Below are 26539 nucleotides of genomic sequence, written 5' to 3' on the forward strand. Positions count from 1 at the left end.
TCCTGGCGTCAGGATGATGGCATGGTCATGCCGCTCATCTCGGGGCTGCCGCTTCGATACGCTCGTTGCCTCTGGGCCGCGGGCCGCAGACGTGAAACCGGCCATGTTTGGCCACTCAATAATAACGGGCTCCGCCCGACAAGGATTTCCGATGGCGACCAACCTGGGTTTGATGATTCATGCCGATCGCCGGCAGATGCTCGGCGAAATGGCCGGGATGGCGCGCAATGCGCCGATCGCGCCGCCGCAGCACAGCGAGGAGCCGGCTTCCGCCGCCAGCTTCTCCGACGCGATGGGCGCCGCCGTCCGCGACGTCGATGCGCAGAACCGCCTGGCTTCCGAAAAAATGGCCGATGTGGACAGCGGCAAGAGCGACGACCTGGTCGGCGCGATGCTGATGAGCCAGGAAGCCAGTCTGTCGTTCTCCATGCTGATGCAAGTGCGCAATAAGGTGGTGGGCGCGGTGGACGACCTGATCAAGATGCAGCTGTAAGCCGCGAGGACCATGCCCGTGTTGAATCGTTTACGCAGCGGCGTCGCGGCCGTGCAAACCCGTCTGGGCGGCCGCTGGCCGGTCTCCGGACAATCCCTGCGCCTGGCGCTGCCCATCGTCGCGCTGGCCATAGGCGTCACCGTGCTGATCAGCCTGTGGCTGTGGCGCGACGACGCCAGCTACAAGCCGGTGTTCGGCGCCCAGGAAAAAGTGGTGGCCGCCGACATGATGGCGGTGCTGGACGCCGAGAAAATTCCCTATCGCATCCATCCGCAAACCGGCCAGGTGCTGGTGCCGGACAGCCAGCTGGGTCGCGTGCGCATGCAGTTGGCGGCGAAGGGCGTGGTGGCGCAGCTGCCGTCCGGCCTGGAGCTGCTGGACAAGAACGACCCATTGGGCGTCAGCCAGTTCGTGCAGGACGTGCGCTTCCGTCGCGGCCTGGAAGGCGAGCTGGTGCAAAGCATCCTGGCCTTGGACCCGGTGTCCGCCGCGCGGGTGCATCTGTCGCTGCCGCGCGCCACGTCCTTTGTCGGCGCCGCCAACGACAAGGGTTCGGCCTCGGTGGTGGTCACCCTCAAGCCCGGCCAGCAGCTGAACAACGAGCAAGTGGCCGCGGTGATCAAGCTGGTGGCTGGCAGCGTGTCCACGCTGTCGCCGTCCCAGGTCACCCTGGTGGACCAGGCCGGCAATCTGCTGTCCTCGCGCGTCGATCTGAGCGACGACGGCATGCTGGGCGGCAATGAGAGCGACGCCGCGCGCCGCTTCCGCGAGGAAGCGCTGCAAAACGTGCGCGATCTGCTGACCCCGGTGCTGGGCAAGGACAATTTCAAGGTCAGCGTCACCGCCGACGTCGACAACGACCGCGTAGAGGAAACCCGCGAGAAATACGGCGAGGCGCCCAAGGTCACCAACGAGGCCTCGCGCGAGGAAACCTCCACCGAGAAAATGGCGCTGGGCGTGCCCGGTTCCTTGAGTAACCGGCCGATCAACACCGACGCTTCCGGCGCGGCCTCGGAAAAGGCCGGCAACAGCAAGAACGCCGTCACTCGCCAATACGCCTACGACCGCAGCGTCACCCAGATCAAGAAAGCGCGCGGCACGCTGCGCCGCCTGAGCGTGGCCGTGGTGCTGAACCAGTCCGCCGCGCCGAGCAAGGGCGGCTGGAAGCCGGCCGAGCTGGCCAATGTCGACAAGGTGCTGCGCAACGGCCTAGGCATCCACGCCGAACGCGGCGACACCCTGGCGGTGTCCACGCTCAACTTCTCCGCGCTGTCCGAGCCGGAGCCGATCTGGATGCAGCAAGACACCTGGTTCGAAGCCGCGCGCTGGACCGTCTACGCCTTCGGCCTGCTGCTGGCCTACCTGCTGCTGGCGCGTCCGCTGCTGAAGATGCTGCGCCAGCTCACCGACCGCCAGCTGCGCGAATACCAGCAGCCGGAAGCGCTGGAACTCAAGCCCGATCCGCTGATGGACGGCGCCGATCTGCGCGCCGCGCGCCAGGCGCAGCTGTCCGCCGCGCCGCAGCCGGCGGCGCTGGCCGCCGCGGCCGGCGCCGGCGCCAGCCCGGTGGTGCCGCTGCTGGAAAACTACGATCTGCCGCCGGCCGGCTCCAGCGTCGACGTTCTGGTCGACCACCTGAAGGGCCTGGCCGCCAAAGAGCCGGAACGCGTCGCCGAAGTCGTCAAACAATGGGTGCAGAAGAATGGACGAAACCAATAACGCGCTAGCGCCGGCGATGACGCCGGCCGCAGCAGCAGCAGCGCCCGCCGCCGAGGCAATGAACACGATAGAACAGGCCGCCGTGCTCTTGCTGTGCATGGGCGAGGAGCCGGCCGCCGCCGTGCTGCGCTGCCTGAGCCGCGAGGAACTGCTGCAAGTGACCCAGGCTATGTCCGGCATGAGCGGCATCAAGGTGGACGCGGTCAAGACCACGATACAGAAATTCTTCGACGAATACCGCGAGCAGAGCGGGGTGCACGGCGCCAGCCGCGCCTTCCTCAAGCGCTCGCTGGACCTGGCGCTGGGCAGCGACATCGCCAACAGCGTGCTGGACACCATTTACGGCGACGCCATCCGTCCCAAGATGGCGCGGCTGCAATGGGTGTCGCCGCAATGGCTGGCGGACCGCATCGCCGGCGAGCACGTGCGCATGCAGGCGGTGTTCCTCGCCTTCCTGCCGCCGGCGCTGGCCGGCCAGGTGGTGGACGCGCTGCCGGCGGACAGCCGCGACAGCGTGCTGGTCAATGTGGCCCGGCTCAAGGACGTGGACCGCGAGCTGCTGGAAGAACTGGAAGAGCTGGTCAACCGCTGCCTGGAAAGCCTGCACACCCAGAGCACCGCGGTGGAAGGCATGCAGCAGACCGCCGACATCATCAACCGGCTGCCGGGCGACCGCCAGCGCATGATGGAGCTGCTGCGCGCCCACGACCCGGACATCGTCGAAGAAATCGAAACCCGCATGTACGACTTCTTCATCCTGTCGCGCCAGACCGAAGCGGTGCTGATGCGCATCAGCGAAGACATCGCGCTGGAACAATGGGCGATCGCGCTCAAGGGCGCCGAGCCGGCGGTGCGCGAAGCCATCGTCCAGACCATGCCGCGCCGTCAGGCGCAGAACTTCGACGCGATGATGCGCCGCTCCGGACCGGTGCCGCTCAGCCGCGTCGAAGAAGTGCGCGCCGACATCATGGCCCAGGTCAAACAGCTGGCCCAGGCCGGCGAAATCGATCTGCAGCTATTCCCCGAGGAAGTGGTCGAGTGAAGGCCTGGCGACCATTCCGCTTTCCGCCGCTGATCCACAGCGCGCTGGAACAGCCGCTGGACGGCCAGGACGCCGCCCAGATCCAGGCTTCCGCCGCCGACGGCTTCCGCCAGGGCATGGATGCCGGTTACAACGAAGGTCTGGCCAGCGGCGAAGCCGCCGGCCGCGACGCCGGCTATGCCGCGGGCCTGGAGCAGGGCCGCCAGGAAGGGCTGGCGACGGCGCGCCGCGACGCCCAGGCCGGCCTGGCCGACCTCGGCCGCCCGCTGGAAGCGGCGCTGGCCGAGCTGCGCCGCGTCAGCGAGGAATACCAGGCGGCGATGCGCGACGAAGTGGTGGAGCTGGTGGCCAAGGTGGCGCGCCAGGTGATCCGCTGCGAACTGGCGCTCAAGCCGGTGCAGATCCTGGACCTGGTGGACGAAACCCTGGCCGCCTTGCCGCCGGGCCAATACCAGCAGGACGAAGTGGAAATCCTGCTCAACGCCGAGGAATGCCAGCGTATTCGAGAGCTGGCGCCGGAGCGCGCCGCGCGCTGGCGCCTGGTGGCGGACCCGCAGCTGCCGCACGGCGAATGCCGGATCCGCACGCCGGAATCCGAAGCCGACGCCGGCTGTCAGCAGCGGCTGGAGGCCTGCATCGCCACGGTGCGCGAACAATTGCAAAGCGACGCCGTCACGCCGGCGGCGGAACAGGCGGAGGCTTAAGCCATGCTGCGTCAGGCGCTGGGACGACTGGAACTGCCCGAGGTGCCGGTGGCCACCGTCAGCGGCCGCCTGGTGGGCGCGTCCGGCCTGTTGCTGGAAAGCGTCGGCTGTCCGCTGGAAACCGGGCAGCGCTGCGTGATCGAAACCACCGGCGGCGGCTGGCTGCAAGCCCAGGTGGTGGGTTTCAAGCGCGAAGTCTCCTACCTGATGCCGTTCAAGAAGCCGGTGGGCTTGAGCACCGGCGCGCGGGTGCTGCCCGCCGCGGACAGCGGCGGCCTGATGATAGGGCCGTCCTGGCTCGGCCGCATCGTCAACGGCCTGGGCGAGCCGCTGGACGGGCTGGGCCGCCTCGGCGGCGAGCAGCCGCTGGCCGCGCATCCGCCGCAAGTCAATCCCTTGAAAAAACAGCCGGTGTCCGCGCCGCTGGACGTGGGCGTGCGCGCGATCAACAGCCTGCTCACCATAGGCCGCGGCCAGCGCGTCGGCCTGTTCGCCGGTTCCGGCGTCGGCAAGAGCGTATTGCTGGGCATGATCACCCGCCATACCGAGGCCGATGTGGTGGTGGTGGGCCTGATCGGCGAGCGCGGCCGCGAAGTGCGCGAATTCGTCGAACACTCGCTGGGCGCCGAGGGCCTGGCCAAGGCGGTGCTGGTGGTGGCGCCGGCGGACGAATCGCCGCTGATGCGCTTGAAAGCCACTGAACTGACCCACACCATCGCTGCCCATTTCCGCGATCAGGGCCGCAATGTGCTGCTGCTGGTGGATTCGCTGACCCGTTACGCGATGGCGCAGCGCGAAGTGGCGCTGGCGCTGGGCGAGCCGCCGGCCACCCGCGGCTATCCGCCGTCGGTGTTCGGCCTGTTGCCCTCGCTGGCGGAGAGCGCCGGCAACGGCGAGGGCGGCGCCGGCAGCATGAGCGCCATCTACACCGTGCTGGCCGAGGGCGACGATCAGCAAGACCCGGTGGTGGACACCGCGCGCGCCATCCTGGACGGCCATATCGTGCTGTCGCGCGAGCTGGCCGAGCGCGGCCACTATCCGGCGATAGACATCGGCCGCTCGGTCAGCCGCTGCATGAGCCAGCTGACCGCGGCGGAGCACGCCGAGGCGGCGCGCGGCGCGCGCGGCGCCTGGTCGCGCTACCAGGAAGTGCGCAGCCTGATCCCGCTGGGCGGCTATGTGGCCGGTGCCGACGCCGACACCGACCGCGCGGTGCGGCTGATGCCCAGGCTGGAGGCCTTCTTGCGCCAGGGCGCGGTCGAGGCCGCGAGCTATGAAGACAGCCGCAACGGTTTGATGGAGATGCTAGCGACATGAGCCAGCCCGAAGATGTGCGCCGCCTGGGCCTGATGGTCCAATTGCGGCAACAGGATGTGGACCGCCTGCAAAGCGAGGTGGAGCACAAGCGCCAGCTGCAGGAGCGCTACCGCCGCAACATCCTGCGCATGGGAGAGCTGTGCGGCCAGAGCGGCGCCAGCGCCGACGCCGGCCACCCGGCGCTGGCGCGCAACTGCGCCGACTACAAGGGCGCGCTGCTGGGGCTGATGGCCTCGCAGCAGCAGGATCTGCAACTGGCCGAGGCCGACGCCGCGGTCAGCCAGCGCGCGCTGCTGCAAGCCAGCCTGCGCCGCGAAGTGATGGTCCAGGTGCGCGACCAGGCGGCGGAAAGCCTGCTGCGTCTGCGCCTGAAGAAAGAACAGAAGCAAACCGACGAATTGGCCGGGCAAGCCTGGCTGCGCGGGGCGTGATTATTCACGAGGGCTCAAGAAAGGCCTGGCTGCGGTCGCCCTGAACAGTAACTACTGTCCATCTTCCCGCCCGGCCGCCGCTCAGGCCCGCGCACAGCGAAAGGATTTCAAATGGCTATCGATTTCAGCAAGACTCCGCCCTCGGCGCTGGCCCAGAACGCCGCCAGCCTGTATCTGCAAGACGCCCAGAACCAGCTGGACACCCAGAGCAAGGCGGCGCAGGCGCGCGGCGACGCGTTGAGCAAGCTGCAAAAAGCCTTGCAAGACTATCGCAGCGCCTTGTCCGGCATCACCACCAAGAAAAGCCTGGTGGCGATGAACGCCAGCATCAGCCAGGAAGGCTTCGCCAGCGTCAGCGCCAAGGGCAATGCCCAGCCCGGCAACTACTCGCTGTTCATCGAACAAGTGGCCACCGCGCACCAGCTGTCCTTCGGCAGCCTGTCCGGCGCCAAGGCCCAGGCCGGCGACAAGATCACCATCCGCCAGGGCAGCGACAGTTTCGAAGTGGACCTCAACGGCGCCGACCGCGACGGCGACGGCAATTTGTCGCCGTCGGAACTGGCGCTGGCGATCAACCGCGCCAGCGGCAACAGCGGCAAGGTCAACGCCATGGTGCTGAACAACGGCGGCACCAGCCAGCTGGTGATGTCCTCCGGCAAGACCGGCGAGAGCGGCGCCATCTCGCTGGACCTGAGCCAGGTCAGCGACGCCGGCCTCAAGAGCGGTCTCGCCAGCCCCAAGGAACTGACCAAGGGCCAGGACGCCATCGTCTGGCTGGGCAATAAGGACACTGGCGTGCAGATGAAGCAGGCGTCCAACACCTTTGAAAGCATAGACGGCGTCAACCTCACCATCAGCAAGGCGATGAAGACCGGCGACACCCCGTTGCAGCTCAATGTCGCGCGCAACGAGGCCGACACCGTCAGCAATGTGCAGGGCTTCGTCGACAGCTACAACAAGCTGGCCAGCGCGATCACGGATCTGTCCGCGCCGGGCAAGGAAGGCAAGGCCGGCGGCCCCTTCGCCAGCGACTCCGGCATCCGCAGCCTGAAAGACGGCATCAACAGCCTGCTGCGCCAGTCATACGACGGCATCACCCTGAACCAGCTGGGCATCAAGGCCAACCGCGACGGCAGCTTGAGCCTGGACAGCAAGAAGCTGAACGAAACGCTGAAGGACAAGCCGGACGCGCTGGATCGTTTCGTCAACGGCGACAACAAGAACGGCGTGGTCAAGCAAAGCAGCGACTACCTGGACAAATGGCTGAACGGCAGCAGCGGTCTGCTCAAGCTGCGCAAGGATTCCGAGGCGCGCATCCAGAAAGACCTGGACAGCCGCCAGGTGCGGCTGAAGGCCCAGTACGACCAGAGCTACAAGCGCTATCTGACGCAATTCACCCAGTTGCAGAAGATGCAGGAAGACATGCAGAAAACCATGGGCATGCTGTCCTTCTGATTCCGTCGCCGGATTTGCTTGGCCGCACAAAATTCGGCGGGAGGGACGACCTCCCGCCTATTGATTAGAACAGGAGCACGACAACGTGGAATACGACGCCTACCGCAGCTATCACGCGGTCAATCTGGAAGCGCAGACCCACGCCGCCTCGCCGGTGCAATTGGTGCTGGTGCTGTTCGACGGCCTGCTGGAAGAAATGGCGCGCGCGCGCGGCCATCTGGAAAACCAGCGCTATGAGCAAAAGGGCGAGAGCATCAGCAAGTGCATCAACATCCTCAACGGCCTGTCCAGCGCGCTGGACTTCGATTCCGGCGGCGAGGTGGTCACTAATTTGGCGCGGCTTTACGACTACTGCGCCTACCGGCTCTATCACGCCAGCGTCAATCTCGACGTGGCGGCGCTGGACGAGGCCGAACAGCTGCTGATCAAGCTCAAGGGCGGCTGGATAGGCGTGCGGGACCAGCATGAAGCCGCCTGAGCCGGCAGCGCTGGAAGCCGCCATCCGCCGCGCTTGCGCCGAGCGCGACTGGGAACGCCTGGCCGCGCTGGACCAGTTGCTGGCCGAACTGCTGCGCACCCAGCCCCAGTCCTTTGACGCCGCCGCGCGCGCCGCCCTGCGCGCCGCCTACCGCGACGCGCTGGAAGTCTGCCGCGCAGACTCCGCGGAACTACAAGAAAAAATCGCCGCGCTGAGTCATCAGCGCGACGCGCAAATCGCTTACGCCGAAGTCAGCGACTGGAATCAAGCATGAATGTATCTTTGCCTCTCAATCTTCTCGCCGGCGGCGCTCCCGCGCCGGCCGACGCCGCGCCGGCGGACCCGTTGCTGGACCTGAACGCGGCGCAGCCATCCGGCGGCGATTTCGCCAGCGCCTTGCTGGCCAGCCTGACGGATGGGCAGGATGCCGCGCCGGCGATGGATAGCGATAGCGACCTCCCCGCGGGCGACGAGGCCAAGGCCGGAACGCCGGCGCCGCAGCCTGGCGCGCTGGCCGCGCAGCCGCTGCCGCTGATGCCGGCAATGCCGCAGCCGGTGGCCTTGGCGCCGCAGGCCGCCGCGTCGGCCCAGCCCGGCGTGGAAGCGGCCGCGCGCGCCGTCACGGCCGCGCCGCGGCAGAACGTCGAGGCGGAACTGCCGGCGGACGCCTTGTCCGCCGCGCTCAACACCCTGACACCGCTGCCGGCCAAGCCGACCGCGGCCGGCGAGGCCCAGGCCGGCCGCGAGCCGCCGACTCCCGCGCTGCCCGCAGCGCCGGCGCTGGCCGCCATCGCGCCGCAGCAAACGGACAAGGCCGGCGCGCCGCTGCCGGAATGGGCGCCGATCAAACTGCCGGCGCAGCAGCCGGCCAGCTGGGGCGACAAGCTCAGCGCCGCGCTGGGCGAACGCCTGCAAGTGCAAAGCAGCCACGGCATGGACCGCGCGCTGATCCGTCTGGACCCGCCGTCGCTGGGCTCGCTGGAAATCTCCATTCGCCACGAAGCCGGCGCGCTGCAAGTGCAGCTGACCGCCTCGCATGGCGAAGTGGTGCGCCAGTTGCAGGCCATAGGCGATTCGCTGCGCCAGGACCTGTCCAACCGCCAATACACCCAGGTGGCGGTGGAAGTGCGCGAAGGCGCGCCGGGACAGGGCGGCCAGCAGCGTCAGGAGCGCCAGGGGCAGCAGCAGCCGCAACGCGCGCCCGGGCGCGCGCTGGCGGAAGCGGGGCAGGGTGATGGACAAGGCTTCTGGCTGGGCCAGGGCTGAGCGGCGGAAGCACGAGAATGAACCGAAACATCGTAGTGATTTTGATTGTGGCCATCGTGGTGGCGCTGGCCGCCGGCGGCGGTGCCTGGTGGTGGCTGAGTTCGCATGCGCCGCAGGCGGAAGCGGCGCCCAAGCCGGTAGCGCCGGACTCGCGCTTCGTCAGCATGGACAAGGTGATCGTGATGTTGCGCGGCGGGGAATCCGCCACCCGCTTCATGGCGGTGGACCTGGTGTTCCGCAGCAGCGAAAAGCAGGAAGCCGAAGTCAAGGCCCAACTGCCCTTCCTGAAGAGCATCGCCGTGCGCGCGCTGTCGGAACTGCCGGCGGACAAGGCGCTGGCGATGAGCATAGACGATTACCAGCGGCTGCTGGCCAAGGCCTATGCCGGCGGCTTCCTGCGCGAGCGCCGCGACGCGCCGTTCAGCGAAGTGATGGTCAGCAAATTGATCATAGAGTAAGCCCCATGTACGCCAGTTACGCCGAGGCCCCGGCCAGCGCCGGCGGCGAGGCCGAGGCGCTGCGCCAGTATGCCCACCTGGTCAAGCGGGTGGCGCGCCAGCTGTCGTCCCAGGCCGGCGGCGTGTTCGACCGCGAAGACATGGAGCAGGTAGGGCTGATGGCCTTGCTGGAAAGCCTGCGCCGCTACGGCGAGCCGGACGACAAGTTCGCCGGCTTCGCCATTTTGCGCATCCGCGGCGCCATCCTCGACGAATTGCGCCGGCTGGACTGGCGGCCGCGCTCGGTGCGCCAGGAGGCGCACCGCGTGCGCGACGGCCTGCGCCTGCTCAGCCGCAAGCTGGGGCGCGAGCCCAGCGAAGCCGAGGCGATGCAGTTGCTCGGCCTCAGCGCCGAGGCCTACCAGGAAGCGCTGCTGGCCGACAACGCCGAGGCGCTGGCCAGCTTCGACGAATTGATGGCCGCCGGCATGGAGCCGGCGAGCGAGGACAATCCCGAGCAGCGGCTGGTGCTGAAGAGCGCGCTGACGGTGGCGCTGCAAGCGCTTAACCCGCGCGAGCAGCAAGTGATCCAGCTGTATTACGAATTTGAACTGAGCCTCAAGGAGATCGCGGCGGTGCTGGCGCTGACCGAAGCGCGCGTCTGCCAGATCAACAAGAGCGCCCTGAAAAAAATGCAGGCCTGCCTACAAGCGGCCTGAGTCCGAGGAAAGAAAACATGCAGCAATTATTCGGCATTCTGATCGTGCTGGTTTGTGTCTTTGGCGGCTTCATGCTGCATGGCGGCATCCTGTCGGTGATCTGGCAGCCGGTGGAGCTGCTGATCATCTGCGGCGCCGCCGTCGGCGCCATCGTGCTGGGCAATCCCCAGCACGTGCTCACGGAAATGGGCGGCCAGATCAAGCGCGTTGGCATGCGCAAGAAATACGACGCGGAGTTCCAGCGCCAGCTGCTGTTGCTGATGTACGAACTCCTGATCACCGCCAGCCAGGGCCTGAAGGCCTTGGACGAACACGTGGAAGCGCCGCGCCAGAGCGCGCTGTTCAACCGCTACCCGCTGGTGCTGGAAGAACCCAAGCTGCTGGCCTTCATCGTCGACAATTTCCGTTTGATGGCGATGGGCAAGATCAGCGCCCATGAACTGGAGGGCGTGCTGGACCAGGAACTGGACGCCATCCACGAAGAACTGAACCAGCCGTCCAAATCGCTGCACAAGATCGCCGAGGCGATGCCAGGCTTCGGCATCCTGGCCGCGGTGCTGGGCATCGTGATGGCGATGAACAGCGTCAGCCAGGGCGCCACCGCCGGCGAGATCAGCGAGAAAGTGGCCGCCGCCATGGTGGGCACCTTCATCGGTATTTTCTTCTGCTACGGCGTGCTGGACCCGCTGTCCAATATGATGCACCAGCTGGTCAAGCAGGAGCTGTCCAACTACGAATCGGTGAAAGTGGTGCTGACCACCCACGTATCCGGCAAGCCGCCGCTGCTGGCCATCGACGCCGGGCGCCGCCTGGTGCAGCTGAACACCAAACCCAGCTTCTCGCAGCTGGAAACCTGGATCAACACGCTGGAAGGCGTGAACTAAGCGGATGGCGGGCATGGCGAACAAGAATAATCGCGAGCATGAAGCCGCGGTGATCAAGAAGGTGTCGCGCCGCCAGGATTCCGAAGGACACGGTGGCGCCTGGAAAGTGGCGTTCGCCGACTTCGTGCTGGCGCTGATGTGCTTGTTCCTGGTGCTGTGGGTGCTGGCCGCCCGCGACCAGGAAAACCTGCAGCAATTGCTGACCGCCGGCGGCGGCAGCCCCTTGAAGGCCGGCGGCACGCGCAGCATAGAGCATAGCGGCACGCCGCCGGGCAGCCTGATTCCGCGCGATCCGATTCCGGGCCAGCCCACCACCACCACCAAGGCCGACTCCTTGCTGCAAGACAGCAACAAGGTGGCCAAGCAGGCGGCCGATGGCAAGGCGCCGCGCAACCTGGACAGCGTGGCCGATCTGGAAAAGCTGGCTGGCATGCTGGCCAAGATGAGCCGCGACGCCGGCCTGGCCAGCAATCTGCAAACCGTGATCACGCCCTACGGTTTGCGGGTGATGCTGCACGATACCGACAATCAAGGCATGTTCGAGCGCGGCAGCGCCATCGTCGATCCGCGCTTCAAGCGCCTGCTGCACGATATGGGCGATATGTTCGGCCATATCGACAATCAATTGCTGATTGTCGGACACACGGACGCCGCGCAATACCGCACCGCCGGCTTCGGTTCGTTTTCGAACTGGGGCTTGTCCAGCAATCGCGCGATGGCGGCGCGGCTGCATCTGTTGGAAGGCGGCATGAACGCCGCCGGCATCCTGCAAGTGGTGGGCATGGCCGACCGCGCGCCACTGGACGCCGCGCATCCGCTGGCCGCTTATAACCGCCGCATCGAGCTGTTGGTGCTGACCAGCAAGCAGGCGCAGGCGGTGGTGGCGATGTTCGGCACGCCCGGACAGAGCGGGAATCGCGAGACCACTGTTGTAAGTTCGCCACTACAGCAATCCGATCTGAATAGCGCGCTGAAAGATGGCCTAACTCCCCGCTGAACTTTTATTTTTTTGGGTTCAAAACAAAAGCCTGATTCGTTTCAGGCTTTTTTTATGTGTGTTTTTTCACACTTTTGTTAACCGCTAATATTATAATCCGCACCTGATTAATAAAAATTCGAGCGAAAGACTCGGATGATGTTGACAAAAAAAGACGCCAAAAGGCGGCAAACATCTGCGGGAAAGTCGATTCAATCGCAAGACTATCGGGGACGACGTGGTCATGAATGAAAACCACAATATCAAAGCCTTGTTAAAGGGCACTCATCTGTTCGGGCACCTGGACAACGACAAACTGGACAAAGCGCTGGAACTGGCCGACAGCCGCCGCCTGAGCAAGGGCGAAACGCTGTACAGCGAGGGCGACAACGCCAGCGAGGTCTATCTGCTGGCCAGCGGCAGCATGCAAACCTTTGTTTCGGATGGCCTCAGCAAGAAATACATTCTGCAAATCTGCACGCCGGGAGAGCTGATCGGCATGGTCGGCTTCATCGACAGCGGCGAACGCAGCTCCAGCTGCGCGGCGGATGAGGACAGCCATCTGCTGGCCTTCAGCCGCGAGCGCCTGATGCGCCTGTTCGATACCGAGGACGGCCTGCCGCACAGCCCGGAAGCGCGCACCCGCATCATGTGCCACTTGGTGCAAGTGGTGCGCCGCATGTCCACCAAGGCCAAGAACCTGGCGCTGATGGACGTGTACGGTCGCGTGCGCATCCTGATCAACCAGATGCTGGAAGACCAGGACGGCGACGAAATGGTGCTGAAAAAGCAACTGACCCAGCAGGAAATCGCCGACCAGATCGGCTCTTCCCGCGAGATGGTGGCGCGCATCCTGAAGGAACTGGTGTTCGGCCGCTATATCCGTCTGGAAAACCGCCGCATCGTCGTTCTGAAAATGTTACCGGTAAATTTTTAAGTTTTTTTTCAGACTGTCGCCTTGAAAGGTTGAGAGCGGGCCGCGTGCCCGCTCGCAGCGCACAGCCAACACAAGACGGATTCCCAAACTATGCAAATCAACTCGACCTCGTCGCAACGCCGCGAACTGGCCGTTGGCGGCCAAGGCGCCGCGGTGGAAACCCCGACGCGCGCGCCCGCCGCCGCGGCAACGCCCGCCGCGAGCCAGGACATGGCGCCAGCGGTGGCGGAATTGCGCGCGCTGCCGGACATCGATCTCAAGCGGGTGGAAGAAGTGCGCGCCGCCCTGGCGCGCGGCGAAGTGCGTTTCGACGCCGCGCGGCTGGCCGACTTGGTGGAGCAATATCACCGGAGCCGCTGAATGAACCGCGAGCAAGCCTTCAAACAACTGCTGGCCACCGTGCAGCAGGATCTGCAAGGCTACCGCCAGCTGGAGCAATTGCTGGAACAGCAATTCTCCGCCGCGCTGGCGCACCAGACTGAAACCCTGAAGCAATTGGGCGACGATATCGTCGGCCAGTGCGACACGCTGCAAGCCAGCCGCGACCAGCGCCTGCAACTGGCTGGCCGTTTGCTGGGCGACGGCCGCGCCGCCTCCATGGACGCGGTGCTCAAACTGCTGCCGGTCGCCGTCGAGCCGGCCTGCCGCCAGCGCTGGGACGCGCTGGTGGCGCAAATCCGCCAGTGCCAGACCCTGAACCTGCGCAACGGCCAGCTGCTGCAACAGCAGCAGGAACTGATGAACCGCGTGCTGAATGGAGACAGCGATGTTTACTGTGCGCAATGAGGCGCGCGCCGGCGCGGACTTCGACAGCGACGCGATCGCGCTGCCGGCGATGGGCCAGGGGCAGGGCGGCGAACGTTTCGCCGATCAATGGAGCGGCCAGCTGCAAAGCGAGGTGCGCGACTTCATCGAGAACGGCTCGGACAACTGGGCCAGCTTGTCGCCGGAAGGCGCTTGGGCGCGCCAGCGCGTCAACGATGCAACGTTGGGTGGCAGCATGCCCTACGGCGCCGATCAGCAGGCCTTCCTCGACAGCATCGCCCCTTATGCCCAGCAGGCCGCGGCCAAGCTGGGCGTGGCGCCGGAGCTGGTGGCCGCGCACGCGGCGCTGGAGTCCGGCTGGGGCCAGCATCCGCTGACCCGCGCCGATGGCGGCAGCAACCACAATCTGTTCGGCATCAAGGCCGGCAAGGGCTGGCAGGGCGAAGTCAGCCGCGCGCTGACCACCGAGCACCTGGACGGGCGCGATGTGAAGCGCACCGAGAGCTTCCGCGCCTATCCCGGTCTGCAGGACGCCTTCGCCGACTACGCGCAACTGCTGGCCGGCAATCCGCGCTACCGCGGCGCGCTGGGCGTGGGCAGCAATGCCCAGGCCTTCGCCCAGGGGCTGGCCCAGGGTGGCTACGCCACCGATCCAGGCTATGCCGACAAGCTGCAAAAGGTGGCGGCGGGGATACTGGCCCGCAAGAAACCCTAGAACAGGCTGCTGCAAGCAAGAGCCCCTGGACGCTTATCGTCGCAGGGGCTTTTTTGCGCGCAGGGCGCTGGCCGGAAGCGGGCAAGTTGTCATTGATGATATTTAATACCACTTTAATGCCATTTAATTTCGGCATTTACTCCAAACGATTGTTTGAATAACGCTGGAGACATCGCTTGAATCAAGGCGTCGCGCAATTAGCCAATTCAGCGCGTCGGCAATATCTAGAGTATTTATGTTCAAATTAAAAAGTCATTACTCGTATTATTTTGACGGCTCGCCGCTTGGCGCGCCCTTGAGCTCTATCACATTGCCTTCCGGGTCTTGCAGATAGAGGGATGGGCCGTCGCCCTCGGCGCCGTAGCGCTGCTCGGTGACGCCGGCGGCGACACCGTGGCGCGCCAGGTGGGCGCGGATCGCCGCCTCGTCGAAGGGCTCCACCCGGAAGCAGAAGTGATCCAGGTTGCGCCCCTCGGTGCCCGGCGCGCGGCCGCCGGCGCGGCCCAGCGGGCCGTCCACCGGCACCAGGTCCAGCAGGCTGCGGCCGGCGCGCAGTTGCAGCAGACCCAGGTCCTCGCGCCGGCGCTCCACCGGACAGCCCAGCACCTCGCGGTAGAAACGCTCCATGGCCGGCAAGTCCGCTACCCGCAGCACGATGTGGTCCAGTTCTCGAATCGCAATCATGGTTTCTCCTTGGCGCCATCGGAACCGCCGCGTCCCGCGTCGTGTTGGCATGCTAGGGCGGGAATGGTGCAACCAATCCTAATGGCATTTCATTGTGTATTTGTCATGTCGCGGCTGAGGGCGCGGATTGCAAGGCGGCGGCGACATTGGATTTTCCAATGCCACCGATAGCCGCCGTCGCAGCACGGCAGATCGTAAACAGCTTCAGAGCCTGTTCAAAGTCTCGCGAGCAAGGGCGAGACAAGGCGAAAACGAGTGAAAAAGCGGAATGTACACGTGGTACATGAGCATTTTGAGCTGTTTTCAATGCCGTATCGCTGAAGCGCAGCAGACTTTGAACAGGTTCTCAGGCCTTGCTGGTGCGCGCCAGCCCCATGCCGGCGCCAAAAGGTAGCAGCAGCGCGGCGCCGCTCAGCGTCAGCAGGCCGGCGGCGGCGCAGAACCAGGCAATCGGATGCGGCTCGCTGCTCATGCCCAGCAGGAAGGATGCCGAGAAAATGCCCAGGTTCAGCAGGCTGGCGTGATAAGAGTTGAGGGTGCCGCGGTAACGCTCGGACAGAATGCTGAGGCGGGCGTGGTGCAAGGGGCCGGCGCAGCCGTAGCCGAAGGCCCACAGACAGCCGGCCAGCGCTAGCTGCCACAGCGCGGTGAAGGGCAGCAGAAAAGCCAGGATGCCCAGCGCGCCGCACAGCGCCATCGCCGGCAGCGCGGCCTCGCCCCAGCGCCGCTGCAGCGGCACGCCGCACAGATTGCCCAGCATGATCACCAGGCCGAAGCCGCCGGCGAGCAGGCCTCCGGTGGTGGAGCTCAGCGCCAGCTTGCGCGCGGCGACTTCCGCCACCACCGCGCCGAAGCCGGCCACCCAGCCCAGCCACAGATAGCTGGCGCTCAGCCGCCGGCGTGCGCCGGGGGTGTTCCAGGCGCCGGCCAGCGTGGCCAGGAAGCCGTCGTCCGCGGCGGCGTGACCGCCACCGGAGGCAAAGCCGCGCCATACCGCGACCCAGGCCAGCAGGCCGCAGCCGGCCAGCGCGTAATAGCTGGCCTGCCAGCCGGCGGTGTCGGCCAGCCGGCCGCTCAGCGCCGGCGTCAGCACGAAGGCCAGCATCAGGCCGATGAAGACCTGGCCCAGCCGCTTGCCCAATTGCTCGCGCGGCGCCAGATCCGCCACCAGCGCCAACGCATTGGGCTGTATCACCGCCGCGCACAACCCGCTCAGCGCGGACAGCGCGATGGCCGCGGTCAGGGTGGGCGCGGCCGGCATCAAGGCGCAAAACAGGGTGAAACCGAGCAGGCCCCACTGTAGCGGCCGTTTGCGGCCGAAGCGGTCGGACAGCGGTCCGGCCACCAGGGCGAAGGCGCCGTAGCACAGGCCATAGGCGGCGGGCAGATAGGCGATGGCGCTGGAAGCCACGCCGAAATGGCGGCCCATCAAAGCCATCATCGGTCCGGCCGCCACTTCAGCCGAACCGATGATGAACATGCAGCAGAACAGGGTGGCGAGCTGACGGCCGCTCATCGCGCCGCCCGCCCGCGTTCAGAAAAAGTGGATCTCAAGCTTGATGTCCTCGATGTGTTGCCAATCGATTCCGTCCGGCCGGAACGCGTCCGGCGAATAAACGCCGTCGTCGTAGGCGTCGGCCGGGTCGATGGACAGGCCGGCGCAGATGTACTGGCGCAGGTAGTCGCGGTCGCTGGGCACGATGGCGGCCTTGCCGCCGCGCGAAACATCGAGAATATAGTTGATATCGCCGATTTCGTAACGCCGCAGCAATTGGGCCACGTGCTCGAAGCCGATATGGGCCAGCAGATCGGCGGCGAAGCGGTTGGCGCCCACTTCGAAGGAGACCCGGTCCTTGCGGCGCTGTTCGGTCATCGGCGGCGGCTCGTCCAGGCCATTGGACTGGCCGGCGGTTTCGTAATAGTGCAGCGCGGCCTGCACGCCGCGCAGGTCGTAGATATAGGAATAGCGCTCGATATTCTTGCGCTTGGCCGCACAGATGAAGAAGTAATGGCCGAGGCTGTGCAGAATCATGAAGGCGCGGGAGGCTGGCGACACGCCGCGCGAGAACTGGATATCGCGGCCCTTGATGATGGTCTTGATATTGTGCGGGTGCGAGTCGGTCTCGGAATACTGCAATTGGAACAGCTGCTGCAGCCGGTTTTGCAGGCGCTGCAGTTCCTGCGGCGAGATCATCGCCAGCACGCGTTCGATTTCGGCGTCCACATCGTCGTCCAGGGCGATGTCCAGTACGGCTTGATCGTCGATCATGGCAAGACTCCTTGATGATAGGTTTGCGATAAACGGGCGAGCCCGGGGCTTGGATCAAGAGCGTCGCTGACCGGGAAGGACGGATTGGGGCATGCAGGACACGCCTGGGCCGGCACGGGACTCCAAGCCTTTTTATGCATTATGACTTTTATGGGTCGAAGCTTACGCCGGCCAAAAGAACAGTAATCGACCAGAGCGCGCGGCCGTCGAAACGCCGTGAGCTGGATGGCAGTGGCATCGGATCGGACGAGGTTTGTAGGCATCGCCGGCCATATCGCCACTCGGCCTTGGCCGGCGCGGCTACGCGTGCGGGATGAACCGTGTTTGGCTAGCGCATTCGCTCAATGCGCCCTCGGCCTCGACGGCGATGCGGCGGTAAGGGCCGCGGCCTTGACAACGCGGGTGGCTTTGCTTCGTCTTGATGTTTTTTATTTCATTGTCATTCAAAACGGATTCCGGCTTTGTCTGGTTTAGCCGCTCCTGAGCTCGGCGGCCAGCGCGCCGACGCGGGCCAGCGCCGTCAGGTAGCGCTGGTCCAGCGGGTAGCAGCAAGACAGCCGCAGCGCATTGGGATAGCGGCCGCTGGGAGAATACAGCGGGCCGGGCATGATGCTGATTTTCTCGGCGATGGCGGCGTGGAACAGCGCCACCGCGTCTATGCCCTCGGGCAGTTCCACCCAGATCAAAAAGCCGCCGGAGGGCGCGGTGGCGTGGGTGCCCGCCGGGAAATGGCGCGCGATCATGCCGCGCACTTTCTCCACATGGGCGGCGTAGCGCCGCTTCAGCGCGCGCAGGTGGTGATCGTAGCCGCCGGATTCCAGGAAGGCGCCCAGGGTTTCCGCCAGCACCGCCGGTTCCGCCACCGAGGAGGCGAACTTGAGCTGGCGCAGCGCATGGCCGAAGCGGCCGCCCTCCATCCAGCCGATGCGGAAGTCCGGCGCCAGCGTCTTGGTGTAGCTGGAGCAGACGATGACCCAGCCTTCGTCGTCAAAGGCCTTGACCGCTGGGCTCAGGGTGTCGCCGAACTGCAGTTCGGCGTAGAGGGCGTCCTCGATCAGCGGCACCTGGTGGCGGCTGAGCAGCCGCGCCAGCCGCTTTTTCGCCTCCAGCGGCATGGTCGCGCCCAGCGGATTGTGCACATTGGGCATGGCCACCAGGGTGTTGATGCGCTTTTCCGCCAACAACAGCTCCACCGCGTCTATCGACAGGCCGGTTTGCGGATCGGTGGGAATCTCCACCGTCTTCAGGCCCAGGCTGGCGATCAGCGGCAAGAGATTGAAATAGGTCGGCGATTCCAGGCCCACGGTGTCGCCGGGGCGGGTCACCGCGCGCAGCGCCAATTGCAGCGCTTCCATGCAGCCGTGGGTGAGCACGATGTCCTGCGGCTGCAGCGTCATGCCCAGTTCCAGGCCGCGGCGCGCGATCTGGGTGCGCAGCCGCAAGGAGCCCGGGGGCAGCGCGTAGCGGCTGACCATGCCGGGCTGGCGGCGCAGGATCTGGCCCATCAGCCGGCCCAGCTTGCCGCCGGGGTAGAAGTCGCCTCCATGCGGGCAGGCCAGCGCCAGATCGATGTAGTCCTCGTTCTGCTGCGCTTCCAGCACGGTGTCTATCAGTCCCAGCACCTGCGGGCGGGTGGGCGCCGCCGGGCTGCTCAGGGTATCGGACGCGCGCGCCGGCGACGGCAGCCGCGCGCGCACATAGTAGCCGGACTGCGGCCGCGCCTCGACCAGGCCGCGGTCCTCCAGCACCCGGTAGGCGGCCACCACGGTGTTGAGGCTGAGCTGGCGGCTTTGCGAAGTGCGGCGCACCGAGGGCAGCTTGGAGCCGGGCGGCAGCGTGCCGCGCTTGATCGCCAGCGACAGGTCATCGGCCAATTGCTGGTACAGCGTGGGGGCGTGGGGGGTGACAGTGGGTTCCATGAGGACAGCTTGCCGCGCTTGGGCGGCGGTAGACAGACACAGTAGCCATGATAGGCGATGGTGACAGTTTGCGAAAACCCTGTTCTGTCACCACGGATAAAGGTGACAGCTGCCGCTGTCGGCATGCGGCGGCGCTGCGTAGCATGGATTGGGACGACGGAGCCGGCCGCGGGGCGGGCTTCGTTCCCGCAATGCCATGCCGCGCCGTTTCTGCGCGGTGGAAAGAAAAGTGAGCGCCATGCCTGAATTCGCCTTGTTGTCCTATGTGGCCGTGATGTCGATCACCCCCGGCCCCAATAATCTGATGCTGACCGCTTCCGGCGTCAATTTCGGCTTCCGCCGCACCATTCCGCACATGCTGGGCATCAGCCTGGGCTGCGCCTTCCAGGTATTCCTGGTGGCCAGCCTGCTGTCGCTGCTGCTGGACGGCATCCAGGCCGCGAGGCTGCCGCTGGCCTTGTTGGGCTGCGCCTATCTATTGTGGCTGTCGTGGAAGATCGCCCGCGCCGGCCAGCCGGAAGCCGGCGCGGCGGCCAAGCCGTTGGGCTTCGTCGGCGCCGCGCTGTTCCAGTGGCTGAATCCCAAGGCCTGGGTGATGGTGATCAACGCCGCCATCCTGTTCATGCCGCCGGCGCTGGAGCAGCGCTGGCTGGGCGCGAGCATGCTGGCGCTGGTGTTCGCCGTGGTCAATCTGCCGTGCATAGGCGTCTGGGCCTGGGCCGGCGAGCGGCTGCGCGCCTGGCTGTCCAGCCCACGCGCCTTGTTGGGTTTCAATCTGAGCATGGGCGTGTTGATGGCCGCCACCGCGCTGTGGCTGTTGTACGATGAGTTCCAGCCGCATGGTCGGACGCAGCCGGCCGAAATCGCTGCGGCGCCAGCGGCGGCGCGGCCGGTGGGGACGATGTCCGTTTTTGACAGTGGCTTGTCCGTAATCAGCGTTAAATAAAGGCGCGCGAGTCCGTAGCATTCGGGCTGTGTTCAACAGCGTCCGGCCCGGATGCGATGGAGAAGCCGCCATGAAAAAAACCGCCTTATTGCTGATCGATGTGCAAGAGTCCTTCCGTCACCGTCCGTATTGGAACGAGGACGAGTTGCCCGCGTTTCAGGCCAAGCTGCAGCAATTGATCGCCGGCGCCGAGCAGCGCGGCGTGCCGGTGATCAACATCCTGCATGAAGACGGCGACGCAGCCTTTTCCGCCGAGTCCGGCCTGGTGCGGCCGCAAGCGTGGCTGAGCCACCGGCCGGCCGCCACCTTCGTCAAGCATGTGCACAATGCCTTGACCGATTCCGGCTTGCAGCCCTGGCTGATCCGCCATGGCATCCAGCGGCTGATCGTGACCGGCATCCGCACCGAGCAATGCTGCGAAACCACCACCCGGGTGGCATCGGATCTGGGTTATGAAGTCGACTTCGTCACCGAGGCCACGTTGACCTTCGCGATGACCCATCCCCACAGCGGCCAGGTGTACAGCCCGGCGCAGATCCGCGCCAAGACCGAGCTGGTGCTGGCCGGCCGCTTCGCCGACATCGTCAGCGTGGAGCAGGCCTTGGCCAAGCTGGACCGCTGAGCAAGCCGCATGTGACCGTCGCCATCGCGACTATCTGATGTTACTGTGAAGCGGTACTCGAAATGAATGCGGCGGGCCAGGCCCGCCGCGTTTGGCAAGCGCTTGTTGAAGGAGAAAGCCCATGTCCAAGGACATGCCATCTGTTCATCCGCCGGAAGGCCTGCCTGTTTATCGTTTGCTGACCGGCCCTGACGACTCCAGCTTTTGCCGCCGCGTCAGCGAGGCGCTGGCGCTGGGTTACCGCTTGCATGGCTCGCCGGCCGCCACTTTCGATGGCGAGCGCGTCATCGTCGCCCAGGCGGTGCTGTGGCCGGGCGCGCGGGGAGGCGGCGATGCCCTGGAGTGATCTCATGCAGGCGCTGGCCATCGTGCTGGTGTGGGGCGTCAACTTCGTGGTGATCAAATGGGGGGTGTCGGATGTGCCGCCCTTATTGCTGGGCGGGCTGCGCTTCTGCCTGGCCGCGGTGCCGGCGCTGTTCTTCATCCGCCGCCCGGCCTTGCCGTGGCGCTATCTGCTGGCCTACGGCCTGAGCGTGGGCGTCGGCCAGTTCGCCTGCCTGTTCACCGCGATCAAGCTGGGCATGCCGGCCGGCCTCGCCTCGGTGGTGCTGCAGTCGCAAGCTTTCTTCACCTTGATCCTGGCCGGGCTGTGGCTGCGCGAGCGTTGGCAGGCCAGCCAGATGGCGGGCCTGCTGCTGGCCTTGGGCGGCCTGGCGCTGATCGGCCTGAGCAAGGGCGGCAGCATGACGGCGGTGGGGCTGGGGCTGACCATCGCCGCCGCCTTCAGCTGGGCGCTGTCCAATGTGGTGGTGCGGCAGATGGGCCGCGCCGGCTACAGCGTGCAGCCGCTGGGCCTGGTGGTGTGGTCCAGCCTGGTGCCGCCGATTCCTTTCTTCCTCTTGTCCTGGTGGCTGGAGGGCGGCGAGCGCATCGCCGCCGCGCTGAGCCATTTCACGCCGCAGGCGCTGTTCGCGGTGTGCTATCTGGCCTTCGTCGCCACCTTGTTCGGCTACGGCTTGTGGAGCCGGTTGCTGTCGCGCCACCCAGCGGGCAAGGTGGCGCCGTTCTCCTTGCTGGTGCCGGTGGTGGGCGTGCTGGCGTCCAGCCTGCTGCTGGGCGAGCGCCTGAGCGCGCTGCAGGCGGCCGGCAGCCTGCTGCTATTGGCTGGCCTGGTGGTGAACGTGTTCGGCGCGCGCTGGCTGGCGCGCTGGCGCCAGGGAGTGGCGACGCGTGGCGCTTGATGTCTATTTCGTGTTGCCGCCCAATCTCTTGCTGGTGGATCTGGCCGGGCCGGCCGACGCTTTTCGCATCGCGGCTCAGTTCGGCCTGCCGCTGCGCCCGCATTATGTGGCGCCGACGCCGGAAGTCGCCACCTCGCTGGGCTTGGGCCTGCTGGGCGCGGCGCCCTTGCCGCGGGCTTTGCCGGAGGGCGCGCTGGTGGTGATCAGCGGCGCCTCGCATTCCATCGAAGCCTATGCGCGGCCCGAGGCGCGCGAAATCGTGCGCTGGCTGCGGCGCGAGCTGGACCCTGGCCGCCACCGCGTCGCCTGCATCTGCTCCGGCAGCCTGCTGGCGGCGGAGGCCGGGGTGCTGGACGGCCGTCACTGCACCACCCACCACACCTTGCTGCAGCGGCTGCAGCAACTGGCGCCGCGCGCCAAAGTGCAGCAGAACCGGGTATTCGTGCAGGATGGCCCAATCTGCAGCAGCGCCGGCATCACCGCCGGCGTGGATCTGGCGCTGCATTTGATCGCGGAACTGGCCGGACCCGGCCCGGCGCGTGAGGTGGCGCGCCACATGGTGGTGTATTTCCGCCGTTCCGCCGGCGATCCGGAGTTGTCGCCGTGGCTGACTCACCGCAACCATCTGCACCCGGCGGTGCACAAGGCGCAGGATCTGATCGCCGCCGATCCGGCGCGCGGCTGGCGGGTGGAGGACCTGGCCGGCCAGGTCCATGTCAGTTCCCGCCATTTGTCGCGGCTGTTTCGCGAGCATGCCGGCGTATCGGTGCATGGCTATCACGCGGCGCTGAGGCTGGCCTTGGCCGGTCAATGGCGCGACGCCGGCCTGTCCAAGGAAAAGGCCGCGCTGGCGGCCGGTTTTTCCTCGGCGCGGCAGTTGAACCGGGCCGATGCGCGCCAGACATGACGGGAAGATGCGTTCCGGCTCTCAAGTTCCGGCTGTCAATGTCGATGTTGCGGTTGACGTTCCTTTAGATCGCTTCATAATTCGAACAACATCCAACGGTACTTGCCATGAAAACGATTCCCAGTCTTGCCTGCGTGTTTACTGTTCTGTTGGGGCTGTCCGCCTGCGCCACCGCCGAGCATCCCCCGGTGGTAGCGGCCGCCGCGCCCAAGCCGGCCGGCATGACGCCCAGCGGCGTCGGTTTCGTCGGCCCCGGCATCGAGACCGAAGCGCCCAAGGTGGTGGTCAAGGAAGTGAACCCCTATCAGCCCATCGTGGTGCGAGTGGTGGGCAGCGGCGCCGCGCCGTACACCTCCAGTCTGACCCCGTCGCAACGCAAGCTGCTGGCCTTGCGCGCCGCGCGGCTGGACGCTTTCCGCGCGATCGCGGAACAGGTGCAGGGCATGAAGTTGGTGGGCAATAGCTCGGTATCGAACATGATCGCCAACAGCGATAGCTTCCGCACCTATGTGGATGCCTATCTGCGCGGCGTCAACATCGTGTCCAACACCATGAAGCCGGACGGCACCAGCGAGGCGGTGGCCGAAATCATGCTGGACCAGGAGTTCTACAAGCAATTCCGCCAGGCGCTGGACAAGACCGGCAGCGTGATGAAGGCTTCGCAGGAAAACGCCACCGCCGGCCTGCAATGCGCCGACGGCAATTGCGGCGCCGCGCGCTACAGCAGCAACTACTATATGGCCCAATGATGCGGTTTCGCGTTTCCCCCGTGCTGGCCGCCGCGTTCGCGGCGGTTTTTGCGTGCTCGGCCGGCGCCGAGATCCTGAGCGCCGAGGGCGTGGCGGCGCTGGACGGCGGCGGCGCCGTCGCGCGTGAACAGGCGTTGCAGGACGCGCTGAAGATGATTGCGCTGCGACAGGGCGCGCGGGTGGAAGCCTCGCAGGGGCTGGACTACGGCAGGAGCAGCGAATCCGGCAGCCTGACTCCGCTGGCGCCGGTGCGGGGTGAGGTCAAGGTGGTGAGCGAGTACCAGCAGGGCAAGCTCTACCATGTCAAGGTGGAGGTGGACACCTCCAAAGCGCCGCGTACCGCGCGCGGAACCGAAGCCGCCTGCGCGATGCCGGTCGGTCGCAGCCTGCGCCGCAAGATCGTCACCACCTATTTCCAGGTGGATCGCCCGGCGGAGGCGTCCGACATGCCGGAACTGGCCACCGGCTTGCCCACCGAGCTGTCGCGGCGGCTGGGCGCCAACCGCATGTACAGCCTGCTGGACGCCAACACCGTGTCGGTGCTGGCCGATTCGCGCATCGCCGAACCGGCGGCTGGCGCGGAAACCGTGCGCCGCATCGGCGAAACCGAGGACGCGCAGTTCGTGGTGGCGGGGCGGGTGCTGGCCACCGGCGCCACCGCCAAGGGCCTGCGCAAATCGCTGTATGAATCCAATAACACCAGCCAGCAGGGCACATTCTATAACGGTCCCTTCGCCGGTCTGTTCGGCGGCGGCGTCAAATACGTGCCCACCGAGCGCCAGTTCGACGCCGAGGTCTGGGTTTACGACGGCTTGACCGGCGCGCTGCTGGCGCGCGAGCGGGTGTCGGAGCTGGGCAAGGGCGAAGTGATGGTGAGCCCGCCGCGGCCGTTCGCCTCGGCCGCCTTCTGGCAGAGCGATTATGGCCAGGCGGTGGACCGCGCGCTGGATCTGGCCACCCGCAAGATCAGCGACGTGATTTCCTGCATCCCGTTCTCCGCCCGCATCGTCAAATTGTCCGGCCCGCGCCAGGTTTATATCAATGCCGGCTCGCTGGACGGCATCGCCGTCGGCGACAAATTCCTGATCTATCAGCGCAAGAGTGCGCAACCGGTGCGCGATCTGATCTCCGGCCGCGAGTTGGGCGTGCCGGAAACCCTGGCTGGCGACGTCACCATCAGCCAGGTGCAGCCCAATTTCGCCATCGGCTCGGTGCAGGCGCCGGGCAAGGTGACGGAAGGCGATTACGTGCGCTTCATGCCGCGACGCTGAAACGAAGCCGGCCCGGCGCGCGCGTCCGGGCCGCTTGTCATGCCATTCGGCTGGCCGTAGACTGCGGCGCATGCCGATACCGCCCGCCACCCCCCGTCCCATTCCCGATAGTCCCGTTGATCCACTGCGCCGCGCCCTGCTCAAAGCCGGGCTGCTGAGCGCGGCGGCGCCGCTATGCCAGCCCTTGCTGGCGTGGGCGGCGACCCCCGCCGGCACGGTGGTCAACGACATCACCGGCATGAACCCGGTGCTGGTCGTGCAAGTGGCGACGCCGCGCAGCAGCGCCGACATTCAGCAGGCGCTGCGGCAGTGGCCTGGCCCAGTGTCCATAGGCGGCGGCCGTTTCAGCATGGGCGGGCAGATCGCCAGCCCCGGCAGCCTGCATCTGGACATGAGGCGCTGCAATCGTCTGCTGAGCCTGGAGCCGCGGCAGCGGCTGGTCCGGGTCCAGGCCGGCATGAGCTGGCGCGAGCTGCAGCAATGGGTGGACCCGCACGGCCTGGCGGTGAAAATCATGCAAAGCTACGCCAACTTCACCATTGGCGGCTCCTTGTCGGTGAACGCCCATGGCCGTTACGTCGGGCTGGGACCGCTGGTGAACGCGGTGCGCTCCATCGTGATCGCGCTGGCCGACGGCAGCCTGCTTAAGGCCAGCCGCCAACAGCGGCCGGAGGTGTTTTTCGCGGCTATCGGCGCTTACGGCGCCTTGGGCGTGATCTGCGAGGTGGAGCTGGAACTGGCCGTCAATCAGCCGCTGGAGCGGCGGGTGGAACGCATGCGGCTGGACGCGTATCGCGACTTCTTCTTCAAGCATGTGCGCGCCGACAGCGGCGCGGTGATGCACAACGCCGATCTGGCGCCGCCTTACTTTCAGGAAGCCACCGCGGTGACCTGGCGCGTCAGCGATCAGGCCTTGACCGACAAGCGCAGACTGACGCCGCAGGGGCAGCGCTATTGGTTGCAGGAAGGGGCGATCCGCGCCTGGACCGAACTGCCCGGCGGGCCGCTATTGCGCAAGAAGGTCGCCGATCCGCTGCGCTTCGCCCGCGCCGCCGTGCTCTGGCGCAACCGGGAAGCCAGTCTGGACGTGGCCTCGCTGGGCCGCATCGCGGATGACGGCCACAGCTTCGTGCTGCAGGAATATTTTGTTCCGGTGGCGAAGCTGGAACGTTTCGTTGCCGCGATGGCGGCCATTCTGGACACGCACCAAGTGGCCGCGCTCAATGTGTCTATCCGCCATTCGCCGGCGGATGCCGGCACCGTGCTGGCGTGGGCGCGGCAGGAGGTGTTCTCCCTGGTGCTGTATTACCGGCAGGGCAAGGACGAGGCCGCGCGGCGCCAGGTGGGAGTGTGGACCCGCCAATTGATAGACGCCGCGCTGGCTCAGGGCGGCAGCTATTACCTGCCTTATCAATTGCATGCCAGCCGCGAGCAATTCCAGCGGGCCTATCCCGATGCCGGCAAGCTGTTCGCCTTGAAGCGGACGCTGGACCCGGCCGGCCGTTTCCGCAATCAGCTGTGGAATAAATATCTGACGGCCTAAGAACCTGTTCAAAGTCTGCTGCGCTTCGGCGATACGGCGTTGAAAACCGC

Annotated in this window: 30 protein-coding genes; 26 read left to right on the forward strand and 4 right to left on the reverse strand. The window is 66.2% G+C overall.

Annotated features, from left to right (window positions below; translation table 11 throughout):
* Positions 1 to 151 precede the first annotated feature (151 nt).
* The 18 genes from ACE3QM_RS12445 to ACE3QM_RS12530 all read left to right on the forward strand — a co-directional run bounded on the left by ACE3QM_RS12445 (position 152) and on the right by ACE3QM_RS12530 (position 14338).
* Complete coding sequence (locus ACE3QM_RS12445) at positions 152 to 493, forward strand: flagellar hook-basal body complex protein FliE (protein ID WP_048407814.1); 342 nt, start codon at positions 152 to 154, stop codon at positions 491 to 493.
* Positions 494 to 511: 18 nt separating this feature from the next.
* Positions 512 to 2212 carry a flagellar basal-body MS-ring/collar protein FliF gene (gene fliF, locus ACE3QM_RS12450; protein WP_374422255.1) on the forward strand — a complete coding sequence of 567 codons (1701 nt, stop codon included), beginning with the start codon at positions 512 to 514 and terminating at the stop codon, positions 2210 to 2212.
* The gene (locus tag ACE3QM_RS12455) at positions 2196 to 3254 is read left to right on the forward strand and encodes a flagellar motor switch protein FliG (protein ID WP_082150806.1); all 1059 of its coding nucleotides are present in this window, start codon (positions 2196 to 2198) and stop codon (positions 3252 to 3254) included. The genes fliF and ACE3QM_RS12455 overlap by 17 nt, the downstream gene beginning before the upstream one ends.
* On the forward strand, positions 3251 to 3958 hold the full coding sequence (fliH, locus tag ACE3QM_RS12460; RefSeq protein ID WP_374422258.1) for a flagellar assembly protein FliH: 708 nt from the start codon (positions 3251 to 3253) through the stop codon (positions 3956 to 3958). Before ACE3QM_RS12455 ends, fliH begins: the two co-directional genes overlap by 4 nt.
* 3 nt (positions 3959 to 3961) lie before the next feature.
* Positions 3962 to 5275 (forward strand): flagellar protein export ATPase FliI, encoded by a 1314-nt coding sequence (gene fliI, locus ACE3QM_RS12465; protein WP_048407816.1) that lies wholly within the window; start codon positions 3962 to 3964, stop codon positions 5273 to 5275.
* Positions 5272 to 5706, forward strand: a complete 435-nt coding sequence (gene fliJ, locus ACE3QM_RS12470; RefSeq protein ID WP_048407817.1) for a flagellar export protein FliJ — start codon at positions 5272 to 5274, stop codon at positions 5704 to 5706. The genes fliI and fliJ overlap by 4 nt, the downstream gene beginning before the upstream one ends.
* A gap of 111 nt (positions 5707 to 5817) precedes the next feature.
* The gene (fliD, locus tag ACE3QM_RS12475; RefSeq protein ID WP_048407818.1) at positions 5818 to 7161 is read left to right on the forward strand and encodes a flagellar filament capping protein FliD; all 1344 of its coding nucleotides are present in this window, start codon (positions 5818 to 5820) and stop codon (positions 7159 to 7161) included.
* 85 nt (positions 7162 to 7246) lie between these two features.
* The gene (fliS, locus tag ACE3QM_RS12480; protein ID WP_048407819.1) at positions 7247 to 7639 is read left to right on the forward strand and encodes a flagellar export chaperone FliS; all 393 of its coding nucleotides are present in this window, start codon (positions 7247 to 7249) and stop codon (positions 7637 to 7639) included.
* Positions 7626 to 7913: a hypothetical protein gene (locus tag ACE3QM_RS12485; protein ID WP_048407820.1), complete on the forward strand. Its 288-nt coding sequence runs from the start codon at positions 7626 to 7628 to the stop codon at positions 7911 to 7913. The genes fliS and ACE3QM_RS12485 overlap by 14 nt, the downstream gene beginning before the upstream one ends.
* Positions 7910 to 8905, forward strand: a complete 996-nt coding sequence (locus ACE3QM_RS12490) for a flagellar hook-length control protein FliK (RefSeq protein ID WP_374422261.1) — start codon at positions 7910 to 7912, stop codon at positions 8903 to 8905. The genes ACE3QM_RS12485 and ACE3QM_RS12490 overlap by 4 nt, the downstream gene beginning before the upstream one ends.
* Before the next feature lie 17 nt (positions 8906 to 8922).
* Positions 8923 to 9363: a flagellar basal body-associated protein FliL gene (gene fliL / locus ACE3QM_RS12495; RefSeq protein WP_048407821.1), complete on the forward strand. Its 441-nt coding sequence runs from the start codon at positions 8923 to 8925 to the stop codon at positions 9361 to 9363.
* Positions 9364 to 9368: 5 nt separating this feature from the next.
* Positions 9369 to 10061 carry an RNA polymerase sigma factor FliA gene (locus tag ACE3QM_RS12500; RefSeq protein ID WP_374422264.1) on the forward strand — a complete coding sequence of 231 codons (693 nt, stop codon included), beginning with the start codon at positions 9369 to 9371 and terminating at the stop codon, positions 10059 to 10061.
* Positions 10062 to 10078: 17 nt separating this feature from the next.
* Positions 10079 to 10945: a flagellar motor stator protein MotA gene (motA, locus tag ACE3QM_RS12505; protein WP_048407823.1), complete on the forward strand. Its 867-nt coding sequence runs from the start codon at positions 10079 to 10081 to the stop codon at positions 10943 to 10945.
* Positions 10946 to 10958: 13 nt separating this feature from the next.
* Positions 10959 to 11942, forward strand: coding sequence for a flagellar motor protein MotB (locus ACE3QM_RS12510; RefSeq protein ID WP_048407919.1), 984 nt, complete (start codon positions 10959 to 10961; stop codon positions 11940 to 11942).
* Positions 11943 to 12165: 223 nt separating this feature from the next.
* Positions 12166 to 12858 (forward strand): Crp/Fnr family transcriptional regulator, encoded by a 693-nt coding sequence (locus ACE3QM_RS12515; RefSeq protein ID WP_374422267.1) that lies wholly within the window; start codon positions 12166 to 12168, stop codon positions 12856 to 12858.
* A gap of 90 nt (positions 12859 to 12948) precedes the next feature.
* Positions 12949 to 13218 (forward strand): flagellar biosynthesis anti-sigma factor FlgM, encoded by a 270-nt coding sequence (gene flgM / locus ACE3QM_RS12520; protein ID WP_048407825.1) that lies wholly within the window; start codon positions 12949 to 12951, stop codon positions 13216 to 13218.
* Positions 13219 to 13644, forward strand: a complete 426-nt coding sequence (gene flgN / locus ACE3QM_RS12525) for a flagellar export chaperone FlgN (protein WP_048407826.1) — start codon at positions 13219 to 13221, stop codon at positions 13642 to 13644.
* Positions 13625 to 14338 carry a glycoside hydrolase family 73 protein gene (locus ACE3QM_RS12530; protein WP_231464289.1) on the forward strand — a complete coding sequence of 238 codons (714 nt, stop codon included), beginning with the start codon at positions 13625 to 13627 and terminating at the stop codon, positions 14336 to 14338. The genes flgN and ACE3QM_RS12530 overlap by 20 nt, the downstream gene beginning before the upstream one ends.
* A 264-nt stretch (positions 14339 to 14602) precedes the next feature.
* Here the strand turns inward: ACE3QM_RS12530 and ACE3QM_RS12535 are convergent, their stop codons facing one another.
* From ACE3QM_RS12535 to ACE3QM_RS12550, 4 genes are all read right to left on the reverse strand, one after another.
* The gene (locus tag ACE3QM_RS12535; protein WP_048407828.1) at positions 14603 to 15022 is read right to left on the reverse strand and encodes a VOC family protein; all 420 of its coding nucleotides are present in this window, start codon (positions 15020 to 15022) and stop codon (positions 14603 to 14605) included.
* 346 nt (positions 15023 to 15368) lie between these two features.
* Positions 15369 to 16538 (reverse strand): MFS transporter, encoded by a 1170-nt coding sequence (locus tag ACE3QM_RS12540; protein ID WP_374422271.1) that lies wholly within the window; start codon positions 16536 to 16538, stop codon positions 15369 to 15371.
* An 18-nt stretch (positions 16539 to 16556) separates the two neighbouring features.
* Positions 16557 to 17291 (reverse strand): hypothetical protein, encoded by a 735-nt coding sequence (locus tag ACE3QM_RS12545; protein ID WP_374422273.1) that lies wholly within the window; start codon positions 17289 to 17291, stop codon positions 16557 to 16559.
* Positions 17292 to 17761: 470 nt separating this feature from the next.
* Positions 17762 to 19210, reverse strand: a complete 1449-nt coding sequence (locus ACE3QM_RS12550) for a PLP-dependent aminotransferase family protein (protein ID WP_231461564.1) — start codon at positions 19208 to 19210, stop codon at positions 17762 to 17764.
* 238 nt (positions 19211 to 19448) lie between these two features.
* Between ACE3QM_RS12550 and ACE3QM_RS12555 the strand changes: the two genes are divergently transcribed.
* The 8 genes from ACE3QM_RS12555 (at position 19449) to ACE3QM_RS12590 (ending at position 26489) form a co-directional block, all read left to right on the forward strand.
* On the forward strand, positions 19449 to 20156 hold the full coding sequence (locus ACE3QM_RS12555) for a LysE family translocator (RefSeq protein ID WP_374422288.1): 708 nt from the start codon (positions 19449 to 19451) through the stop codon (positions 20154 to 20156).
* A gap of 70 nt (positions 20157 to 20226) precedes the next feature.
* Complete coding sequence (locus ACE3QM_RS12560) at positions 20227 to 20778, forward strand: isochorismatase family protein (protein WP_374422275.1); 552 nt, start codon at positions 20227 to 20229, stop codon at positions 20776 to 20778.
* A 121-nt stretch (positions 20779 to 20899) separates the two neighbouring features.
* The gene (locus ACE3QM_RS12565; protein ID WP_231461566.1) at positions 20900 to 21124 is read left to right on the forward strand and encodes a DUF1737 domain-containing protein; all 225 of its coding nucleotides are present in this window, start codon (positions 20900 to 20902) and stop codon (positions 21122 to 21124) included.
* Positions 21111 to 22019 carry an EamA family transporter gene (locus ACE3QM_RS12570; RefSeq protein ID WP_374422277.1) on the forward strand — a complete coding sequence of 303 codons (909 nt, stop codon included), beginning with the start codon at positions 21111 to 21113 and terminating at the stop codon, positions 22017 to 22019. The genes ACE3QM_RS12565 and ACE3QM_RS12570 overlap by 14 nt, the downstream gene beginning before the upstream one ends.
* On the forward strand, positions 22009 to 22926 hold the full coding sequence (locus ACE3QM_RS12575; RefSeq protein ID WP_374422280.1) for a GlxA family transcriptional regulator: 918 nt from the start codon (positions 22009 to 22011) through the stop codon (positions 22924 to 22926). The genes ACE3QM_RS12570 and ACE3QM_RS12575 overlap by 11 nt, the downstream gene beginning before the upstream one ends.
* A gap of 107 nt (positions 22927 to 23033) precedes the next feature.
* On the forward strand, positions 23034 to 23675 hold the full coding sequence (locus tag ACE3QM_RS12580; RefSeq protein ID WP_231461569.1) for an LPP20 family lipoprotein: 642 nt from the start codon (positions 23034 to 23036) through the stop codon (positions 23673 to 23675).
* Entirely contained in the window at positions 23675 to 24946 is a 1272-nt protein-coding gene (locus ACE3QM_RS12585; protein WP_374422283.1) for a flagellar assembly protein T N-terminal domain-containing protein, read from the forward strand. The genes ACE3QM_RS12580 and ACE3QM_RS12585 overlap by 1 nt, the downstream gene beginning before the upstream one ends.
* Before the next feature lie 70 nt (positions 24947 to 25016).
* Positions 25017 to 26489, forward strand: coding sequence for an FAD-binding oxidoreductase (locus tag ACE3QM_RS12590; protein WP_374422285.1), 1473 nt, complete (start codon positions 25017 to 25019; stop codon positions 26487 to 26489).
* Positions 26490 to 26539 lie beyond the last annotated feature (50 nt).

The organism is Chromobacterium sp. (assembly GCF_041912965.1).
GTDB lineage: Bacteria > Pseudomonadota > Gammaproteobacteria > Burkholderiales > Chromobacteriaceae > Chromobacterium > Chromobacterium aquaticum.

Coding starts and splice junctions, on each gene's coding strand:
- flgN (WP_048407826.1), top strand. CDS start 13,219: ATGAACCGCGAGCAAGCCTTCAAACAACTGCTGGCCACCGTGCAGCAG.
- motA (WP_048407823.1), top strand. CDS start 10,079: ATGCAGCAATTATTCGGCATTCTGATCGTGCTGGTTTGTGTCTTTGGC.
- ACE3QM_RS12490 (WP_374422261.1), top strand. CDS start 7,910: ATGAATGTATCTTTGCCTCTCAATCTTCTCGCCGGCGGCGCTCCCGCG.
- ACE3QM_RS12515 (WP_374422267.1), top strand. CDS start 12,166: ATGAATGAAAACCACAATATCAAAGCCTTGTTAAAGGGCACTCATCTG.
- flgM (WP_048407825.1), top strand. CDS start 12,949: ATGCAAATCAACTCGACCTCGTCGCAACGCCGCGAACTGGCCGTTGGC.
- fliL (WP_048407821.1), top strand. CDS start 8,923: ATGAACCGAAACATCGTAGTGATTTTGATTGTGGCCATCGTGGTGGCG.
- fliD (WP_048407818.1), top strand. CDS start 5,818: ATGGCTATCGATTTCAGCAAGACTCCGCCCTCGGCGCTGGCCCAGAAC.
- ACE3QM_RS12560 (WP_374422275.1), top strand. CDS start 20,227: ATGAAAAAAACCGCCTTATTGCTGATCGATGTGCAAGAGTCCTTCCGT.
- ACE3QM_RS12545 (WP_374422273.1), bottom strand. CDS start 17,291: ATGATCGACGATCAAGCCGTACTGGACATCGCCCTGGACGACGATGTG.
- ACE3QM_RS12555 (WP_374422288.1), top strand. CDS start 19,449: ATGCCTGAATTCGCCTTGTTGTCCTATGTGGCCGTGATGTCGATCACC.
- ACE3QM_RS12565 (WP_231461566.1), top strand. CDS start 20,900: ATGTCCAAGGACATGCCATCTGTTCATCCGCCGGAAGGCCTGCCTGTT.
- ACE3QM_RS12500 (WP_374422264.1), top strand. CDS start 9,369: ATGTACGCCAGTTACGCCGAGGCCCCGGCCAGCGCCGGCGGCGAGGCC.
- ACE3QM_RS12585 (WP_374422283.1), top strand. CDS start 23,675: ATGCGGTTTCGCGTTTCCCCCGTGCTGGCCGCCGCGTTCGCGGCGGTT.
- ACE3QM_RS12455 (WP_082150806.1), top strand. CDS start 2,196: ATGGACGAAACCAATAACGCGCTAGCGCCGGCGATGACGCCGGCCGCA.
- ACE3QM_RS12535 (WP_048407828.1), bottom strand. CDS start 15,022: ATGATTGCGATTCGAGAACTGGACCACATCGTGCTGCGGGTAGCGGAC.
- fliJ (WP_048407817.1), top strand. CDS start 5,272: ATGAGCCAGCCCGAAGATGTGCGCCGCCTGGGCCTGATGGTCCAATTG.
- ACE3QM_RS12550 (WP_231461564.1), bottom strand. CDS start 19,210: ATGGAACCCACTGTCACCCCCCACGCCCCCACGCTGTACCAGCAATTG.
- ACE3QM_RS12445 (WP_048407814.1), top strand. CDS start 152: ATGGCGACCAACCTGGGTTTGATGATTCATGCCGATCGCCGGCAGATG.
- ACE3QM_RS12590 (WP_374422285.1), top strand. CDS start 25,017: ATGCCGATACCGCCCGCCACCCCCCGTCCCATTCCCGATAGTCCCGTT.
- ACE3QM_RS12570 (WP_374422277.1), top strand. CDS start 21,111: ATGCCCTGGAGTGATCTCATGCAGGCGCTGGCCATCGTGCTGGTGTGG.
- ACE3QM_RS12580 (WP_231461569.1), top strand. CDS start 23,034: ATGAAAACGATTCCCAGTCTTGCCTGCGTGTTTACTGTTCTGTTGGGG.
- ACE3QM_RS12530 (WP_231464289.1), top strand. CDS start 13,625: ATGTTTACTGTGCGCAATGAGGCGCGCGCCGGCGCGGACTTCGACAGC.
- ACE3QM_RS12540 (WP_374422271.1), bottom strand. CDS start 16,538: ATGAGCGGCCGTCAGCTCGCCACCCTGTTCTGCTGCATGTTCATCATC.
- fliI (WP_048407816.1), top strand. CDS start 3,962: ATGCTGCGTCAGGCGCTGGGACGACTGGAACTGCCCGAGGTGCCGGTG.
- ACE3QM_RS12510 (WP_048407919.1), top strand. CDS start 10,959: ATGGCGAACAAGAATAATCGCGAGCATGAAGCCGCGGTGATCAAGAAG.
- ACE3QM_RS12485 (WP_048407820.1), top strand. CDS start 7,626: ATGAAGCCGCCTGAGCCGGCAGCGCTGGAAGCCGCCATCCGCCGCGCT.